This is a genomic window from Pseudobdellovibrio sp. HCB154 (assembly GCF_046267985.1).
Taxonomy (GTDB): Bacteria; Bdellovibrionota; Bdellovibrionia; order Bdellovibrionales; family Bdellovibrionaceae; genus Pseudobdellovibrio.
This window is the reverse complement of record NZ_CP176530.1, coordinates 1,811,690-1,828,798: the sequence shown is the minus strand read 5'-3', so window position 1 is coordinate 1,828,798 and position 17,109 is coordinate 1,811,690. Positions and strand designations below refer to the sequence as shown.

At 39.6% G+C, this 17,109-nt stretch carries 15 protein-coding genes; 9 read left to right on the top strand and 6 right to left on the bottom strand.

The genetic code is table 11. The features are described from left to right. Nucleotides 1-2: 2 nt before the first annotated feature. On the bottom strand, nt 3-701 hold the full coding sequence (locus ACKWCF_RS08925) for a CoA transferase subunit A (protein WP_409477230.1): 699 nt from the start codon (nt 699-701) through the stop codon (nt 3-5). A 1-nt stretch (nt 702) separates the two neighbouring features. Continuing rightward, nucleotides 703-1,878 carry an acetyl-CoA C-acetyltransferase gene (locus tag ACKWCF_RS08920; RefSeq protein ID WP_409477229.1) on the bottom strand — a complete coding sequence of 392 codons (1,176 nt, stop codon included), beginning with the start codon at nt 1,876-1,878 and terminating at the stop codon, nt 703-705. A gap of 163 nt (nt 1,879-2,041) precedes the next feature. On the opposite strand from ACKWCF_RS08920, the gene ACKWCF_RS08915 reads away from it, so the two are divergent. Then, nucleotides 2,042-2,893: a hypothetical protein gene (locus ACKWCF_RS08915; protein WP_409477228.1), complete on the top strand. Its 852-nt coding sequence runs from the start codon at nt 2,042-2,044 to the stop codon at nt 2,891-2,893. Between the two features lie 171 nt (nt 2,894-3,064). On the opposite strand, the gene ACKWCF_RS08910 is transcribed toward ACKWCF_RS08915, so the two are convergent. Both ACKWCF_RS08910 and ACKWCF_RS08905 read right to left on the bottom strand, forming a co-directional pair. Further along, complete coding sequence (locus ACKWCF_RS08910) at nt 3,065-3,415, bottom strand: Crp/Fnr family transcriptional regulator (RefSeq protein WP_409477227.1); 351 nt, start codon at nt 3,413-3,415, stop codon at nt 3,065-3,067. Between the two features lie 25 nt (nt 3,416-3,440). Then, nucleotides 3,441-4,031, bottom strand: a complete 591-nt coding sequence (locus ACKWCF_RS08905) for a hypothetical protein (RefSeq protein WP_409477226.1) — start codon at nt 4,029-4,031, stop codon at nt 3,441-3,443. Nucleotides 4,032-4,157: 126 nt separating this feature from the next. Between ACKWCF_RS08905 and miaB the strand changes: the two genes are divergently transcribed. The 3 genes from miaB to ACKWCF_RS08890 are packed head-to-tail and all read left to right on the top strand — an operon-like array spanning nt 4,158 to nt 6,594. Then, nucleotides 4,158-5,540, top strand: a complete 1,383-nt coding sequence (miaB, locus tag ACKWCF_RS08900) for a tRNA (N6-isopentenyl adenosine(37)-C2)-methylthiotransferase MiaB (protein ID WP_409477225.1) — start codon at nt 4,158-4,160, stop codon at nt 5,538-5,540. Next, nucleotides 5,540-6,091, top strand: a complete 552-nt coding sequence (locus tag ACKWCF_RS08895; RefSeq protein ID WP_409477224.1) for a bifunctional nuclease family protein — start codon at nt 5,540-5,542, stop codon at nt 6,089-6,091. The genes miaB and ACKWCF_RS08895 overlap by 1 nt, the downstream gene beginning before the upstream one ends. Continuing rightward, complete coding sequence (locus ACKWCF_RS08890) at nt 6,091-6,594, top strand: gamma carbonic anhydrase family protein (protein WP_409477223.1); 504 nt, start codon at nt 6,091-6,093, stop codon at nt 6,592-6,594. The genes ACKWCF_RS08895 and ACKWCF_RS08890 overlap by 1 nt, the downstream gene beginning before the upstream one ends. A gap of 17 nt (nt 6,595-6,611) precedes the next feature. Here the strand turns inward: ACKWCF_RS08890 and ACKWCF_RS08885 are convergent, their stop codons facing one another. Beyond that, a complete protein-coding gene (locus tag ACKWCF_RS08885) occupies nt 6,612-7,490 on the bottom strand; it encodes a LysR family transcriptional regulator (protein WP_409477222.1) in 879 nt (292 codons plus the stop codon). Between the two features lie 207 nt (nt 7,491-7,697). On the opposite strand from ACKWCF_RS08885, the gene guaB reads away from it, so the two are divergent. Beyond that, nucleotides 7,698-9,161 (top strand): IMP dehydrogenase, encoded by a 1,464-nt coding sequence (gene guaB, locus ACKWCF_RS08880; RefSeq protein ID WP_409477221.1) that lies wholly within the window; start codon nt 7,698-7,700, stop codon nt 9,159-9,161. 9 nt (nt 9,162-9,170) lie between these two features. Next, nucleotides 9,171-10,709, top strand: a complete 1,539-nt coding sequence (gene guaA, locus ACKWCF_RS08875; protein ID WP_409477220.1) for a glutamine-hydrolyzing GMP synthase — start codon at nt 9,171-9,173, stop codon at nt 10,707-10,709. A 4-nt stretch (nt 10,710-10,713) separates the two neighbouring features. Here the strand turns inward: guaA and cysK are convergent, their stop codons facing one another. After that, nucleotides 10,714-11,718: a cysteine synthase A gene (cysK, locus tag ACKWCF_RS08870; protein ID WP_409477219.1), complete on the bottom strand. Its 1,005-nt coding sequence runs from the start codon at nt 11,716-11,718 to the stop codon at nt 10,714-10,716. Between the two features lie 154 nt (nt 11,719-11,872). Between cysK and dnaE the strand changes: the two genes are divergently transcribed. From dnaE to lipB, 3 genes are read left to right on the top strand one after another with little or no spacing between them, the layout of a single operon-like run. Further along, nucleotides 11,873-15,421, top strand: coding sequence for a DNA polymerase III subunit alpha (dnaE, locus tag ACKWCF_RS08865; RefSeq protein WP_409477218.1), 3,549 nt, complete (start codon nt 11,873-11,875; stop codon nt 15,419-15,421). Nucleotides 15,422-15,444: 23 nt separating this feature from the next. After that, nucleotides 15,445-16,419: a hypothetical protein gene (locus ACKWCF_RS08860; RefSeq protein ID WP_409477217.1), complete on the top strand. Its 975-nt coding sequence runs from the start codon at nt 15,445-15,447 to the stop codon at nt 16,417-16,419. Further along, nucleotides 16,419-17,072, top strand: a complete 654-nt coding sequence (gene lipB, locus ACKWCF_RS08855; protein WP_409477216.1) for a lipoyl(octanoyl) transferase LipB — start codon at nt 16,419-16,421, stop codon at nt 17,070-17,072. The genes ACKWCF_RS08860 and lipB overlap by 1 nt, the downstream gene beginning before the upstream one ends. The last annotated feature ends 37 nt before the right edge of the window (nt 17,073-17,109 follow it).

The window sequence follows — 17,109 nt, the reverse complement described above, 5'->3', positions numbered from 1 at the left end:
TCTTATCCTTTTCTTACAGTACGTTGTTCGATGCGTTTTTGTAAGTTAGTGCTTTTGAAAATTCTTTGCACGTAAACGCCAGGTGTGTGGATTTGATCTGGATCGAGTTCGCCCACTTCAACTAATTCTTCAACTTCAGCTACTGTGATTTTTCCGGCAGTTGCAATCATCGGGTTAAAGTTACGAGCTGTTTTTCTGAAAACTAAGTTTCCGAATTTGTCGCCCTTCCAAGCTTTAACAAATGCGAAATCACCAACGATACCTTTTTCTAAAACGAAATCACGGCCTTCAAATTGACGAACTTCTTTGCCTTCAGCGATTTTAGTGCCTACACCCGTCGGCGTGTAGAACGCAGGAATACCTGCACCACCAGCGCGTAAACGCTCAGCTAAAGTACCTTGAGGGCAAAATTCTAATTCTAATTCGCCAGACATGAATTGTTTTTCAAACGTAGCGTTTTCACCTACGTAGGAAGACATCATCTTTTTAATTTGGCGAGTTTGTAATAATAGACCTAAACCGAAATCATCAACACCTGCGTTGTTACTTACGCAAGTTAAACCTTTAACGCCTGAATCGCGTAAAGCTTCGATACAGTTTTCTGGAATACCACAAAGCCCGAAGCCACCAACTAACATTGTCATGTTGTCAGCAACTCCTTTTAAAGCTTCTTTAGCGTTAGCGTAAACTTTAGAAGACATCTTAGATTTTCTCCACGATGACAGAAACAGCTTCACCGCCGCCGATACATAAAGTCGCTAAACCGCGTTTAGCATTGCGTGTGTGTAGACCGTGAACAAGTGTAGTGAAAATACGAGCGCCAGATCCGCCGATCGGGTGACCAATAGCAATCGCACCACCGTGCACGTTGATTTTCTCCATTGGAATTTCTAAAGATTTTTGTGCAGCCATTGTTACGTTGGCAAATGCTTCGTTGATTTCGAAAAGATCGATATCGTTTACGTTTAATGAAGCCAGTTGTAACGATTTCTTAATCGCGCCAACAGGAGCTGTTGTAAAGTATTTAGGATCTTGAGCAAATGTCGCTTGAGAAACGATAGCGGCAAGTGGTTTTAAACCACGGCGCTTAGCTTCTGACTCAGTCATTAAAACAACAGCGGCAGCACCGTCATTGATTTTTGAAGCATTAGCTGCAGTGATAGTTCCATCTTTTTCAAAGGCTGGTTTTAAACCTGGCATTTTATCAAACATAGCTTTCGTTGGCTCTTCGTCGATAGAAACAGTCACGTTACCTTTTTTACCTTCGATAACTACATCAGCGATTTCGTTTTTGAAATGGCCTGCAGCCGTTGCTGCTTGAGCTTTTTTGTAAGAATCAATAGCAAAAGCATCTTGAGCTTCGCGAGAGAAAGAAAATTCGCGAGAACAGATTTCAGCGGCGTTACCCATGTGGAAATTGTTGTAGGGATCCCAAAGACCGTCTTTAATCATTGAATCGATCATAGAAACTGCGCCCATACGGTAACCGTTACGAGAATTTTCTAATAAGTGCGGCGCTAGTGACATATTTTCTTGTCCACCGGCAACAGCTACTGTTGTGTGACCTAAACGTAAAGAATCAGCAGCAAGCATAACGGCTTTTAAACCAGATCCACAAACTTTGTTGATTGTCATACAAACAGCTGAATTAGTAATACCTGCGTAGATCGCGGCTTGACGTGCAGGAGCTTGGCCAACACCGGCTGTTAAAACTTCACCCATGATAACTTCGTCGATCTCAGTGGCTTTAACGTTCGCTTTTTCTAAAGCAGATTTAATAGCAATCGCACCTAAACGGGGAGCAGCTAATGTAGATAATTGACCTTGGAAACTTCCAACGGGAGTTCTTTGGGCTGATACAATTACGATTTTTTCCATTTTGATTCCTCGCGGGCTTAGCCCGACATTCCTTTGTTAAATTTTGAATTCAAGTAAAAGCACTATATTCTAACACGACACTGAAAAAAAATTAAAATAAAACCCGTTGACAGTTTTTAGTATATGTCGCAACGCTATTTTGTATATCTCATCAGGAGTGTTCGTGGCTAAATCAATAGTTAAGAAGATTGCGTCTAAAATTAAAGCAAAAGTAGCGGTTAAGCCCGTTGCTAAGGCAAAACCTGCAGCTAAAACTGTAGTAAAAGCTAAAGTTCAGGCAAAAGTAGCAGTTAAACCTGCAGCTAAGCCCGCACCTAAAGCAAAAGTTGTTCTTAAAAAAGAGGCTAAACCTGTTATTAAGAAGGCTGAAGCTCCAAAAAAGGTTGAAACTAAAGCCCGAGCCAAAGAAATAGCTGAGAGCGTTAAAGCTCCTAAGGCTGACGCTAAGCTTAAAACTAAATCGAAAAAAACTGAGAAAAAGACAACTGATGATGATGACGATTTCTCGTTTGATGACAATTTCGGTGATTCTGAAATCTCTGATTATGAAGATGATTTGAAAGACGTTGAAGAACAAGACGAAGAGGAAAATTTAGACTTAACTGACGACGAAGAAGAAGAGCAAAAGGATGAAGAGATTTATCTAACTGACTCTGAAGGTCGTCGTTTATGCCGTGTACGTGACTGTGACCAAGTAGCCAGCGTTGAAGGTTACTGCCGTTACCATTACTTATTACTTTGGAAGAAAATCCAAATCAGAAAATCTATCTTACTAGATGGTAAACTAGAAAAGTATGTAGAAGATTTAACTTCACGTTACCCAGATAAATTCTTAGAAATGATCAAAAAAGATCTTAAATCTGAAAAAGAATTTTTATCTGCGATTCAAGAACTTGAAATTGATGAATCAGCGCTTAACGAAATCGATGGAAACGATGAAGAAACACAAAGCTTCGCAGACGAAATTCGTGGTATTGGCGAAGCGCCAAGTATGGACGAAGACGGAGACTACTAGTTTTGATCAACCTCTGGTTGACCCTATTCTAAAGGGAGCGCTAGCGCGCTCCTTGGTGCTAAAAATGTAATAAAAAAGGAAGCTTCAAGGCTTCCTTTTTTTATTTGATATTGTTTTGGGTTTACATCTTTTGATTGTGTAAACCGAAATACAGAGTGTCGTTTAGTGGGTTTATTTCTTCATTAGTTGTTCGGTCGTTTTACGTAAATTATCAGATAACGTGCGCATCACGATTTTTACCCACGCTGGTAATTTTTCTAACTGATCTAATAAATTTACATACGGTAAAACAACCACTGCTGAATCTTGGTTGGCTTTGATAGTCGCTGATCTTGGTTTTAAATCGAAAAGTGCCATTTCGCCAATAAGTTGGCCTTCTTTGGCTTCGCTGACTTTAACATCTTTGCCGTCGATTTTTTTGATAATATCGAAAGCACCTTTTTTAACAACGTACATGTTGTCGGGGATTTCTCCCTCATAAAATAGAATGGTGTCTTTAGGAATATCTCTAACTTCAGCCATGAGTTAATCGTGACTGATTTTTTAGTTAGTGTAAATCATCCTTTTTCTTTTTTTTGAACATTTGTGGTTCGCTTGAAAGATTCTCTGCAAATTCATCAAATTCTTCTTCAGTTGCATCTAATACGTCTTCAGATTTTTCATCGTCAGCATTTTTTAAAACACCATCGTCATCGGCTAGACCTAAGAGCTTGTTGGCCTCAGCTTCAAGGTCTGGGTTTTCTGTTGAATGTTGAACCCAAACTTTTTTGCCTTCAAATGTTGATTCAGTCCATGTGTACGGAAGTTCAATGTCTTGATCATTTTCAAAGTATTCAGCCACAAGCGATGCTAAAGCATCAACGGCCACAGAAATTGTTTCAAAAATCTTATTTTCATCGTTAGCCGGATTAGGTGGAAGATCTACCGAGGCTTCGAAGTTAAAGTGCTTAAGTTCGCCTTTTGAGTGCAATCCAATGCGTAGCGTTATTTCCTTCTGGTAAATACGGCCATCTACCGACAAGCTCATGGTTTTTCCCAGCTGTTTTTCGAAATTTTGCACAAAAACTGATCTAATCTGTTCGCTAAACTCTGGTGGGAAAGCGGTCCATTTTTGGCTGACTTTATAACGTGGGTTCATTCACTAATCCTATTCTTGTAAATAAGCTCTTTTATTCACGGTCATTGAACATAAGTTGACTGTGACAGAGGGGTTTTTTATATCTCTTGGTCTTACGTTTCACAACCTAAAAAGGATGAGCTCGCAATGACGGATGTCAATGTCACGACAGAAGAAAATTCTCTAAATATTCCAAAGAACTACTTAAACAACGATGTAGGTTTAGGCCGTGGCGTTTATATTTCTACTTACGGCTGCCAAATGAACGTCAACGATACTGAGCGTATGCACTCGTTATTAGAGATGGCTAACTTTTCTCCGGTGCAAACCCCTGAAGAAGCTTCGTTAATTATTATCAACGCGTGCTCTGTTCGTGAAAAGCCAGTTCATAAAGTTTATTCAGAAGTGGGAACTTTTAAAAAATTAAAAGAGAAAAACCCAGGTTTAAAAATTGGCGTTGGTGGCTGTGTAGGCCAACAAGAAAAAGAAAATTTAATTAAAAATCAACCGCTCATCGATTTCGTATTCGGTACGGACAATATCGACAATCTTCCAAACTTAGTGTCACAAGTTTTTGAAACAGGCACTAAAGCTGTAAATGCAAAATTTGAACACCGTGCACCTTACCATGTTGAAACTTTAGTTCGTAACCCAGGTGTATCTACATTCGTGAATATCACAAAAGGCTGCGATAATTTCTGTACATTCTGTATCGTTCCGTACACGCGTGGTCGCGAGAAATCTCGTCCATTATCGCACATTCTTTTAGACGTACGTACGTTAATCCAACGTGGTGTAAAAGAAGTGACTCTTCTTGGTCAGAACGTAAATTCATACAAATCTGAAGATGGTCATGACTTTGCTGACTTGCTAAAAAAGGTCGCTTTAGAAACAGATATCGAACGTATCCGTTACACGACATCACACCCTAAAGATTTTAATGAAAAACTAATGCACGTTATGGCAGATCACCAAGATAAGATCTGTGAATACGTTCATCTTCCGTTTCAAGCGGGAAGTACTAAAATTTTAGAGCGTATGAACCGTAATTATACACGTGAAGAGTACATCGCTAAAATCAACCAGATGAAAAAAATCATCCCGAACTTAGTGTTATCAACTGACATCATCGTGGGCTTTCCTGGTGAAACTGAAGAAGATTTTAACGACACAGTTTCTATGGTTGAAGAAGTGGGCTATGAAACTATTTTTGCTTTCATGTATTCACCTCGTCCATTTACAAAAGCCGCTAAGTTTGAAGACCAAGTAGCTGAAGAAGTCAAAAACCGTCGTTTAAATTACTTATTTGATGTTCATGATAAATTGGCTTTTGAATTAGTGGCTAAATACAAAGATCAAACTTTAAACGTGCTTGTTGAGTCAGTTAATGAGCAAGGTAAAGCTTTTGGTCGTAGCACGCAGAATAAGTCAGTTTACTTCTTAGGTTCTAACGACCTTATCGGCAAAACTGTTCCTGTTCGTATTATGACGGCAACACCTAACGTGTTACGCGGAGAATTGGTTCAGTAATGGTTGTTGATCATCAGCTTAAGGCCGACTTTTTATTTAACGCTCAACAAGACGAGAAATTTAATTTCGACGATGATGATTTAGTTGAGCTTAAGCCTTATGGGTTAAGTTTAAATAACGATAACTCTCGTCCGTTTTTAATTTTAAAAGACGCTTTAGGTGAGCACACGCTTCCTGTAGCTGTTACGCAAATCGAAGCGGGCGTGGCTTTATCTCAATCAAGCCCTACGCAAGTTACATCTACGCCGCATGCATTTTTAGATAAGCTCTTATCAAGTTTAGATATCCGTATTGAGCGCTGTGTGTTTATCGAAATTACCGGCAACCACCAATACGTTCGTATTTTTATGACGGGGCATCCGAAATACCAAAGCATTAAAGTTCGCGCTGATGAAGCGATGAGCTTATGTCTTCATTTAAAAGTTCCGTTCTTTGCGACAAAAAGCTTTATCCAAAAATCAAAAGTGATGTCGACAACATCTATGGATGAAACAGCTCACGTTGTTATGCAGCAGCGTAACGTAGCCGTTAAGAAGGAGTTACTTCACTAATGATTATCGAAGCTCGTGGTAAAAAACCTATTCTTGGTGAAAATGTATTTGTCGCTGATAATGCTCGTATTGTCGGTGATGTGGTTGTGGGTAATCATGCCTCTATTTGGTATAATGTTACAATCCGCGGTGACGTAATGCCGATTTCAATCGGTACTGAAACTAATATTCAAGATGGCTCTGTTCTTCATGGCACTTATGGTAAGTACTCTTGTAAAATCGCTGACCGTGTAACAATCGGCCACAGCGTGATTCTTCATGGCTGCACAATCGGTCGTAAATGTTTAATCGGCATGGGTTCTATCGTGATGGACGGTGCTGAAATCGGTGAACACTCAGTGGTTGGCGCAGGAAGTTTAGTGACTGAAGGTAAGAAGTTTGAACCGTACTCGTTAATTATGGGTCGTCCTGCAGTATTTAAACGTAAATTGACTGAAGAAGAAATTAAGTTTCTCGATCAGTCTGCTGATAACTATCTTCTTTATAAAACTTGGTACGAATAATTTCGTACCTTAAGTGATTATTTTTCTACAATCTTTTTAATTTCAGTTAAGACAAATTGTTTTAGTTTTGATCGGTAAGAGCTTTTTCTTTCAACTAAATGTAAAGATAAGAAATGTTCACCTTCACCGATTGATTTTAAGAGTCCGTTTTTAAGTTCAGATGGAATTAAAAAATGCGGAAGCACTGTCACTCCCAAACCGTTTAACACCATATCTTTTCTGGCAATAGAGCTACTTGAGATCGCCGTGATCTGGGCATTTTTGTGAAGTTGTTTGTATTTGTCAAAAAGCGGAAGTTTGAAAGTTTCAATCCTTCCTTGTTCGCGTGAAGCGATAAAAGATTCTAGAACACTTTTGTTTTTTGAGTGCTCTTTTGAGACCACAAAGACAAAAGGAATCTGTGCAAGCTTTGTTTTTTCAAGATCCGGTGTTAATTCGGGAACATTAAAAAATAACCCAAATTCAATTTTACCCTCAGTGATTTGATCTAGTAGAAAATGCGCAGGGCCAGCGTGATGAATCGGGCGGATTTGTGGGTATTGTTTTTTGATCTGCGCGAGTAGTGGTCCTAAAATATCAGGAGAAAGCGAATCCGATGTGGCAAAGCATAAATCACCTGATGTTTGCTCTTGATGATCTTTAGCGTAAGCGGTGATTTGATCTGTGTGCTGAAAAATTTTTTGCGCTATGTGATAAACTTGGCGCCCTTGGGCGGTCAGGATGATTTGTTTTTTCTGCCTTTCTAAAAGTTTAAAACCTAATTGCTCTTCTAAAAGTTTTACGGCGCGGCTTATCACTGGCTGTTGTACGTGTAAAACGTCTGCGGCTTTGGTGAAGCCGTTTTCGTGCGTAACATAATAGAAGTATTTGAGGTAATTTAGATCAAGATCTTGCATACACAATATGTATCATAAACATATAAACAATCAATTTGAAATATGGAAAAAAATGGCCTACTTAAAGCTTACAGCTAAAATAAGATTTCATGGTGTTAGCCCTCAGTTCCATAGTCTAGGCTTAGGGATAAATACCATGATGTCTTTGGTCAAAAAGATTACAATTTTTGAGACGTGTTTATTCATGACAACAGAGGGAGATTTACGATGTCGAATAAAGATTTAACGATGGCATTAACGTTTGATGATATTTTACTGGTGCCACAATACTCTGAAGTTGTACCTACAGAAGTTATTCCAAAATCATTTTTTGCCAAAGATATTTATCTAAATGCACCGGTGATTTCAGCCGCGATGGACACAGTGACTGAACATCGCATCGCCCGCATTATGGCGCAAAACGGCGGTCTTGGTATCATCCACAAAAACATGTCTATCGAAGATCAAGCTTTTCAAGTTGAAAAAGTTAAAAAATACGAATCAGGAATGATTCAAGATCCCATCACACTTTCTCCGGATCACTACGTGAATGAAGCACTTCAGATAATGGCGAAGTATTCAATCTCTGGAGTGCCAATCACATCTCAAGGTAAATTAGTGGGTATTCTTACAAACCGTGATTTACGTTTTGAAACAAATGTAAATCAACCTATTAAAAATATTATGACTAAAGAAAATTTAGTCACTGCACCTGTAGGTACAACTTTAGAAGAAGCGAAAAAGATCTTACAAAAACATCGTATTGAAAAACTGCCTGTTGTTGATAAAGAGGGGCAGTTAAAGGGTTTAATCACAATTAAAGATATTGAAAAATCAAAAGCCTTCCCACAAGCCACAAAAGATACTCACGGTCGTTTAGTGACGGGTGCAGCCGTTGGCGTAGGGCAGGGGAGTACTGATCGTGTTGATGCACTCATTGCCAATAAAGTCGATGTGCTTTGTGTAGATACAGCTCACGGTCATTCTAAAAATGTCATTGAAATGGTTAAATACGTTCGTAGCAAATACAAAGATGTCGTTCTTGTTGCGGGTAACGTGGTCACAGAAGAAGCGACAAAAGCCTTAATCGAACACGGTGCTGACATTGTAAAAGTCGGTGTGGGCCCAGGCTCAATCTGTACAACACGTGTGGTGGCAGGTGTGGGTATGCCGCAAATTTCTGCGGTGATGAAGTGTTCTGCGATCGCTAAAAAATTAGGAAAAACAATTATCGCTGACGGCGGTATTAAATATTCTGGTGATGTGACTAAGGCTTTAGCGCTAGGTGCAAACTCAGTAATGATCGGTAATCTTTTAGCTGGTGCTGAAGAATCTCCGGGTGAAACGGTGTTATACCAAGGCCGTACTTACAAAGTTTACCGCGGCATGGGCTCATTAGGTGCGATGGCACAAGGTTCTAAAGATCGTTACGGTCAAATGGATACAGCCGAAGAAGATAAACTAGTACCAGAAGGTATCGAAGGAAAAGTTCCTTACAAAGGAAGTGCTAGCGGTATCATTCATCAACTTGTGGGTGGATTAAAATCAGGTATGGGTTACCTAGGAGCCAGAAATATCGAAGAGCTTCAAGCTAAAGCGCAGTTTGTGCAAATCACAAGCTCAGGCCTACGAGAATCTCATGTTCATGATGTTAGTATTACTAAAGAAGCTCCGAATTACAGAATGGAATAGTTTTAAATTATGTTACAGCATTCAAAAGTATTAATTTTAGATTTTGGTTCACAAGTGACAATGTTAATCGCCCGTCGTTTACGTGAGCTCGGGTATTACAGCGAAATTAAAAGTTACAAAACAGATATCACAGAGATCAGAAATTTTAAACCTGATGCGATTATCTTAAGTGGTGGTCCGTTTTCAGTTTACGAAAAAGAATCTCCGACAAAAGATGTGAAAGAAGTTTTAGAAGTAGCTCCAGTACTTGGTATTTGCTACGGTATGCAACTTTTAGCGCATCAAATGGGTGGCGCTGTTGAATCAGCGAAACATCGTGAATACGGTCATAAACCGGTAGAATGGAAAAAAGCTTTTAACAATATTCCCAATAAAGTAAATGTTTGGATGAGCCATGGTGACGTAGTTACGAAAATTCCAACAGGTGCCCAATTGCTTTGTACAACAGAAGATCATATCGCTGGATTTTATTCAGATAGATACTGGGCTTTGCAATACCATCCTGAAGTTTCTCATTCGGAATATGGTAAAGAAGTTCTTCAAGCGTTTTTAGAAACATTTAAAGTTAAAGCAGACTGGAATGCTAAATCACTTGTCAGTGAATGTACCGATATGGTGTTAAAAACTGTAGGCCCTACAGATCACGTGTTATGTGCGCTTTCAGGTGGTGTTGATTCAAGTGTGGTGGCTACACTTTTAACAAAAGTGCTGGGTGCTGATCGCGTTCACTGTGTATTTATTAATAACGGCCTACTTCGTTTAAATGAATTTGAAAACGTTTTAGCGATGTATAAAAAAATTGGTCTTAACGTTCATGGTGTAGATAAAGAAAAAGAATTTTTAACAGCGTTAGCTGGTCTTACTGATCCCGAGAAGAAACGTAAGGCTATTGGCAAAACATTTATCGATGTCTTCGATCAAGTGATCGGTGATGAGTTAAAACATGCCGGTGGTAAAATTAAATTTTTAGCGCAAGGTACTTTATATCCTGATGTGATTGAATCTGTTTCAAGCGTTGGTGGAAGCGTTACGATTAAATCCCACCACAACGTGGGTGGGTTACCAGAAAAAATGAATCTTAAACTTGTAGAGCCTGTTCGCTATTTATTTAAAGACGAAGTTCGTAAGCTAGGATCTGAGTTAGGTCTTCCTGCTGACATGATCGGTCGTCATCCGTTTCCAGGGCCGGGGCTTAGTATTCGCGTGATTGGTGAAGTGACGAAAGAAAAATTAGAAGTTCTAAAAAAAGCCGATGATGTTTATATCTCAGCTTTACGCAGAGAAGGCTTTTACGATCAGATCTGGCAGGCATTCTGCGTAATCTTACCTGTGCAAACTGTTGGTGTGATGGGTGATGGTCGTACGTATGATTCAGTTTTAGCGCTTCGAGCAGTTACTTCAATTGATGGAATGACGGCTGATTGGTTTGATTTTCCGTCAAGCTTTCTTAAAAAAGTTTCGAATGAAATCACCAATAAAGTTAAAGGCATTAACCGCGTGGTTTACGATGTTACATCAAAACCACCGGCGACGATCGAGTGGGAGTAGGGCGTTATACGCCCTCTTGCACTGGAACTTTCTTTAAATAGTCTTCATTTACAGTTGAAGTCACCAACGCTTGCGCTTGCGAGCGTTCAGGATCAGCTAATAACGTTGATAAATATCTTTCAGAATAACTTGGAACAATCACAACGATATTTTTACCTTTGTTTTCATCTAAGGCCGCAAGTTTTAGTCCGACAGCAATGGCAGCACCAGAGCTAATTCCCACAGGAATACCTTCGGTTTTAATTACTTTTTTAGCCATAGCTAAAGATTCTTCGCTTGAAACTTTTTCGATCTGATCAATGGCTTTGGTATTTAAAACCGGTGGAATAAAGCCAGCACCTAAACCTTGAATTTTATGTGGCGAAGGTTTTCCGCCGCTTAATACCGGGCTTTCTGTAGGTTCAACAGCCACCATTTTTACGTTTGGATTTTTCTGTTTTAAAACTTTACCAACACCAGTGATTGTTCCACCGGTACCAACGCCTGAAACCACGATATCAACTTTGCCATCAGTGTCGTTCCAGATTTCAAGAGCTGTGGTTTTTTCGTGAATAGAGGGGTTGTCATGATTTTCAAACTGACGGGGAATAAAATATTTTTTATCGCCATCAGCCATTTCCATCGCTTTAGCGATAGCTCCGCGCATACCTAACGGGCCTGGAGTTAAAATTAATTCTGCGCCCAAAAGTAAAAGCAATGTTCTTCTTTCTTGCGACATTGTATCCGGCATAATAATTGTCAGTGGATAACCTTTGGCGGCACACACAAAAGCTAAAGCAATTCCCGTATTTCCGCTCGTAGGTTCAAGAACAGTCATTCCTTGTTTAAGCTTTCCAGAGGCTTCAGCTCCTTCGATCATGTTAAGACCGATGCGATCTTTCACTGATCCTAAGGGATTAAAGAATTCTAACTTCAATAATAGCTCAGCTTTTAAGCCCTGATTTAGGCGCTGTAGCTTAACAAGAGGCGTGTTTCCGACGGTTTTAGTAATATCTGAATAAATTTTCATAAGTTCTCCAAACTTTCCGTAAAAAATGCTGCTTTAATAATCTAAAACAGAGCTCGATTTGCTGCAAATAGTGCTAAAACTTTAATCGATATTATACACTGCATAAGGCGTCGGAAGTTTTGAAACATAACTCTCGAGACGGTAAATTTAGGGTATGTCATTTTCGCACTTACACGTCCATTCAGAATACTCCCTTTTAGAGGCCTCGTGCCGAGTTAAAGCTATCGCCAAAAAAGCGGCTGAATATCAACAGCCTTCAGTGGCTTTAACTGATTATGGAAACATGTTCGGTGCGATTGAGTTTTACTTTGCTTGTAAAGACAAAGATGTAAAACCGATTTTAGGCTTAGAAGCTTTTATGGCGCCGGGTTCGCGTTTAGAAAAAAAACAAGACCCCAATGCCAAATATTCTGAAATTGCACTAGGTCCGCAACGTTTAGTTTTTTTAGCGCAAAACTTAGAAGGTTACCAAAATCTTTGTAAGTTATCTTCTGTCGGTTACCAAGAAGGTTTTTACTGGAAGCCGCGTATTGATTACGACATCTTAAAAGATTATTCGCAAAATTTAATCTGCTTAAGTGGAACTTCGCGCGGTGAAGTAATTGGAACTTTATTAAAAGAAGGTCCTGAGGCTGCTTTAGCTAAAGTGCGTAAGCTTAAAGAAATTTTTGATGATCGTTTTTATTTAGAATTATCTCGCACACTTCCGCAAAGCGCAGATGCGCAGAAGATGATTAATAATTTTATTATCGAAGCTTCTAAGATTTGTAATGTGCCGATAGTAGCTTCAAATGATGTGCACTACATCACGCAAGACGATCAGATCGCCCAAGAGGTTTTAGTTTGTATCGGTTCGAATAAAACCTTAGCTGATGAGTCTCGTTATAAGCTTGGAAGTTCAGAGTTTTATTTTAAATCAACTGATGCGATGACGAAATTATATTCTGATTTACCAGAAGCCATTTCTAACACGCAGGTTATTTCAGACCGTTGTAATGTTAAATTTAAACTTAAAGACGATAACGGAAAAGCGATTTACCACTTACCAAGCTTTCCGACGGCTGAAGGTCGTACGGTTAAAGAAGAGATCGCTTATCACGCCACTGAAGGTTTAAAAGTTCGTTTTGAAGAATTAAAAGCTGTCGGCACAGAAGTGCCCGAAGAGAAAAAGCCTGAATACTTTAAGCGTTTAGAGTATGAATTATCGATTATCGATCGCATGGGCTTTAACGGTTACTTCTTAATCGTTCAAGACTTCATTAACTGGGCGAAAAATCGCGATATTCCTGTAGGCCCTGGTCGTGGATCGGGTGCCGGTTCTTTAGTTGCATATAGCTTACGTATTACAGATTTAGATCCGATTCCAAATTTTCTACTTTTCGAGCGTTTCTTAAATCCAGAACGTATCTCGATGCCCGACTTCGATATCGATTTCTGTCAAGATCGTCGTCAAGAAGTGATTCAGTATGTAACTGAAAAGTACGGATGGGAATCAGTTTCTCAGATTATCACTTACGGTAAATTACAAACTCGCGCAGCCCTTAAAGACGTGGGCCGTGTATTAGGTATGACATTCGCAGAAGTGGATGTCGTATCAAAATTAATTCCTGATAAGTTGGGTATTAATTTAACTGATTCATTAGCGGCAGAGCCGCGTATTCGCGAACAGATGGAAATGAACCCAACAGTGCAAACTCTGGTTGAGCTTGCACTGCGTGTAGAGGGGTTAGTTCGTCATGCGGGTATCCATGCGGCCGGTGTTATCATCGCCGATGGCAGCCTAGTAAAACATGCGCCGATGTATAAAGGTGCTGATGATGAAAACGTTGTTCAGTACGATATGAAGCATGCCGAAAAAATCGGATTAATCAAATTCGACTTCTTAGGCTTAAAAACTTTAACTCATATTCATCATGCTCTAAAACTTGTTAAACAAAATCGCGGGATTGAAGTTTTAGAAAAAAATATCCCGATGACTGATCCTAAAATCTACGAACTTTTATCACGCGGTGATACAGCCGGGGTGTTCCAGTTCGAGGGTGAGGGGATTACCGACGCCACAAGAAAAATTAAGCCGACAAGCTTTGCCGATATCACAGCGATTACCTCGTTATATCGTCCGGGCCCGATGGCGAATATTCCTGAGTTTACAAAACGTAAACACGGAGAAGCTCCGGTTGAATATCTATTGCCTGATACAAAACAAGTCTTGGAAGAAACCTATGGTATCATGGTTTACCAAGAGCAAGTTATGGGTATCGCCTCACTTATCGCCGGATATTCTCTCGGTGAAGCCGATATGCTTCGCCGTGCGATGGGTAAAAAGATTAAAGAAGAGATGGATAAGCACCGCGAACGCTTCATGAAGGGGGCGTTAGAGCGTGGCCATGATAAAGAAAAGTCGAATGAACTTTTCGATTTAATGTACAAATTCGCCGATTACGGTTTCAATAAATCGCATGCCGCAGCCTATTCGGTTATTACGGCGCAAACAGCTTGGGTAAAACATCATTACCCAGCTGAATTCTTTGCAGCCTTATTATCAACCGAGGTCGGTGATACTGACAAAGTTGTTAAGTACGTAAAAGATGCGCAAAAACGTGGGTTAGTTGTAAAAGCTCCGCATGTGAATTTCTCGGATTATTTATTCTCAGTAAAAGGCGAAGAAATTTACTTCGGTCTTGGTGGTATTAAAGGTGTTGGTCAAGCGGCGGTTGATGCCATCATCGAAGCGCGTGAACGCCAGCCAGATAAAAAATTTGCAAGCCTTGATGATTTCTTTGAAAATGTTGATTTACGCCGTGTGAATAAAAAAGTGATCGAGTGTATGACAAAAGCCGGAGCCTTTGATGGCTTTGGTGTGCACCGTGCGCAGTTATTTGCAGGGTACACAAAATTCTTAGATTACGCCGTAGGCGCACAAAAAGATAAAGACGTGGGCCAAGTAAGTCTTTTTGATTTAGGTGGCGAAAAACAAGCGATCAAACTTGATGACACAAAAGTTTGGTCACGCACGCAATCTTTATCGTATGAAAAAGAAGTTTTAGGTTTTTATCTATCAGATCACCCGTTACGTGGTTTTGAAAAGTTAGCCAAAGTTTGGACAACGTGTGAAATCGTTGATCTTCCAAAACACGATTTATCGCCTGAAGAAAAAGCGGCGCAAGCGGCTAAAGCCGAAAGTGGTAAATGGAATCGTTTTCAAAAAGATACTAAAAAACGTGTTATCGTTGCAGGTCTTATTATTGAAAATCGCGAGATGATCACGAAAAAAGGTACGCGTATGGCGTTCGCTAAGGTTGAAGATTTAACCGGCACAGCTGAGCTTGTGATTTTTCCGGATACATTTGCAAAATGTGGCCACCTCTTAAAAGATGAAAGACCGTTACTTATCGGTGGTGGTTTAGAAGTTGAGGAAGGCGCTGCTAAAATTATCGTAGACAATATTGCTCCGTTTGATGAGATTATGAAAAAAACTAAACGAGTTTCGTTTAGATTAGATAAACTTGAAGCTTCAGATTTTGAAAAGTTAGACACTTTATTGGACACTTTCCAGGGCGAAACTAGTGTTCGACTGGTCTTAAGTCTTAACGAAAAGACTGTAGAAATGCAGCCAGAAGCACCTAAGCGTATTCAAATCTCGGATGCATTTTTTGAAGAAGTTCATCAGGTTTTTGGTCGCACAGACTTTATCGAAATCTAATTTTGAGGTAAGATTTAAGGACTATGAAAAAAACAGCTTTATCATTAGTTACTGCCTTAAATTTATTAGCATTTTTGACATCAGGTTGTGCAGCTTTTGCACCAATGACTGAAGAAACAAAAGCTAACGAACCTGTAGCTATTCGTCGAAAAATTAAAGACGTCGATTATCGTTCAAATTCAGACGATAAAGAGATGAAAAAGCGTTTAGTGGTTTTACCTTTCTTAGATAAAGATAGTCTTAAGCGCCCAGAAACAGCTAGAAAAAATGCGCGTGAAGCTTTTATTAATGATCTTAACTTAAGTGAAAAATTTATCGTGATGGATTCAGATCAGTTAACTGTAAATCCTGAAAACTACATCAAAAACGACGAGTACGATTTAAAACGTTTAGCGCAAGATTCACAAAAATCAGGAATTAGCTCAATCGTAGAAGGCCAAATTATTGATGTGCGCTTTAAAAAAAGAGCTGATCAAATTGGTTTAGTTCGTAATCTTGAAGCCACTTACGAAGTGGTTGTGCGTTTAAGAATTCAAAGCGTGCAAACGGGTCAAGAGATGTTTCACACGGTTAAAACAGTAACTTTAGAAGATAAAAACACACGCGTGGCAGAACGCACTTCTGAAGACCAAGTGTTTTTAAAAAATCCTGAGTTAGTTGAAATTTTAATTAAAGATGCTTTCTTAGATTTCTCGCAACAAATTCAAGAAGCTATGGATCAAGTCACTTGGGAAGGTCGTATTGCGGCTATCCGTGGAGATAAAGTTTACTTAAATGTAGGTAGAATTTCTGGTGTGCAAGTGGGCGATCTTTTAAAAGTCGTTGAAGATTCAAGTGAAATTTATGACCCAGAAGTGGGTTACAATTTAGGTAAAGTTCAAGGTCGTACCAAAGGAACTCTGGAAATCATTAGTTATTTTGGTAACGATGGCGCGGTGGCCATCGTGCACTCAGGTGCAGGATTTAAAGAAAGCGATCGTGTCGAGGTTTATCAGTAGTGTCTAATGGTGTTGAGTCTCAGTATTTAGGTTTAATCGACTTTGATAAAGCCTTAGAGCTTCAGCATCAATATCACGCCAAAGTATCCGCTGAAAAAAAAGCTTACATTCTAGGTTTAGAGCATCCATTAGTGATGACCCTTGGGCTTCGCGCTCATAAGCTTGATGTTAATAGTTTTTGTTCTAAGCCATGGACAGCGCCGGTTTTTAAAATATCACGCGGAGGACTTGCTACAATTCACAACCCGGGGCAGTTAGTGATCTATCCGATCGTGGATTTAAAATATCACGGCTTATCCGTAAAACAGTTTGTTCAAGTTCTATTTGAAGCAACACAAAAAACATTGAGTGAGCTTGGAGTTGAATCGACGTTTGATTTGTGTGACCAGCCTGGCGTGTACACTTCGCAAGGTAAAATTGCTTTCTGTGGTTTGCAGATTAAGAATGGCATTACCATGCACGGATTAAGTATTAACATTCAAAATGATATTTCAGTTTTTAGTGATATCGAATCGTGCGGAGTTGCGGCCCCTCAAATCGACTCGGTTAAATCGCAAGGTGTGACTTATTCACCACGCGCTTTTTTTGATCTGTGGTTAAAGCATTTTAATCTCGAAGCGGGCCATAGCCTATCTAATGCTTCTTGCCAATAACACATTAAATAAATTTTAGGTCTTTTTAATTGGCTCT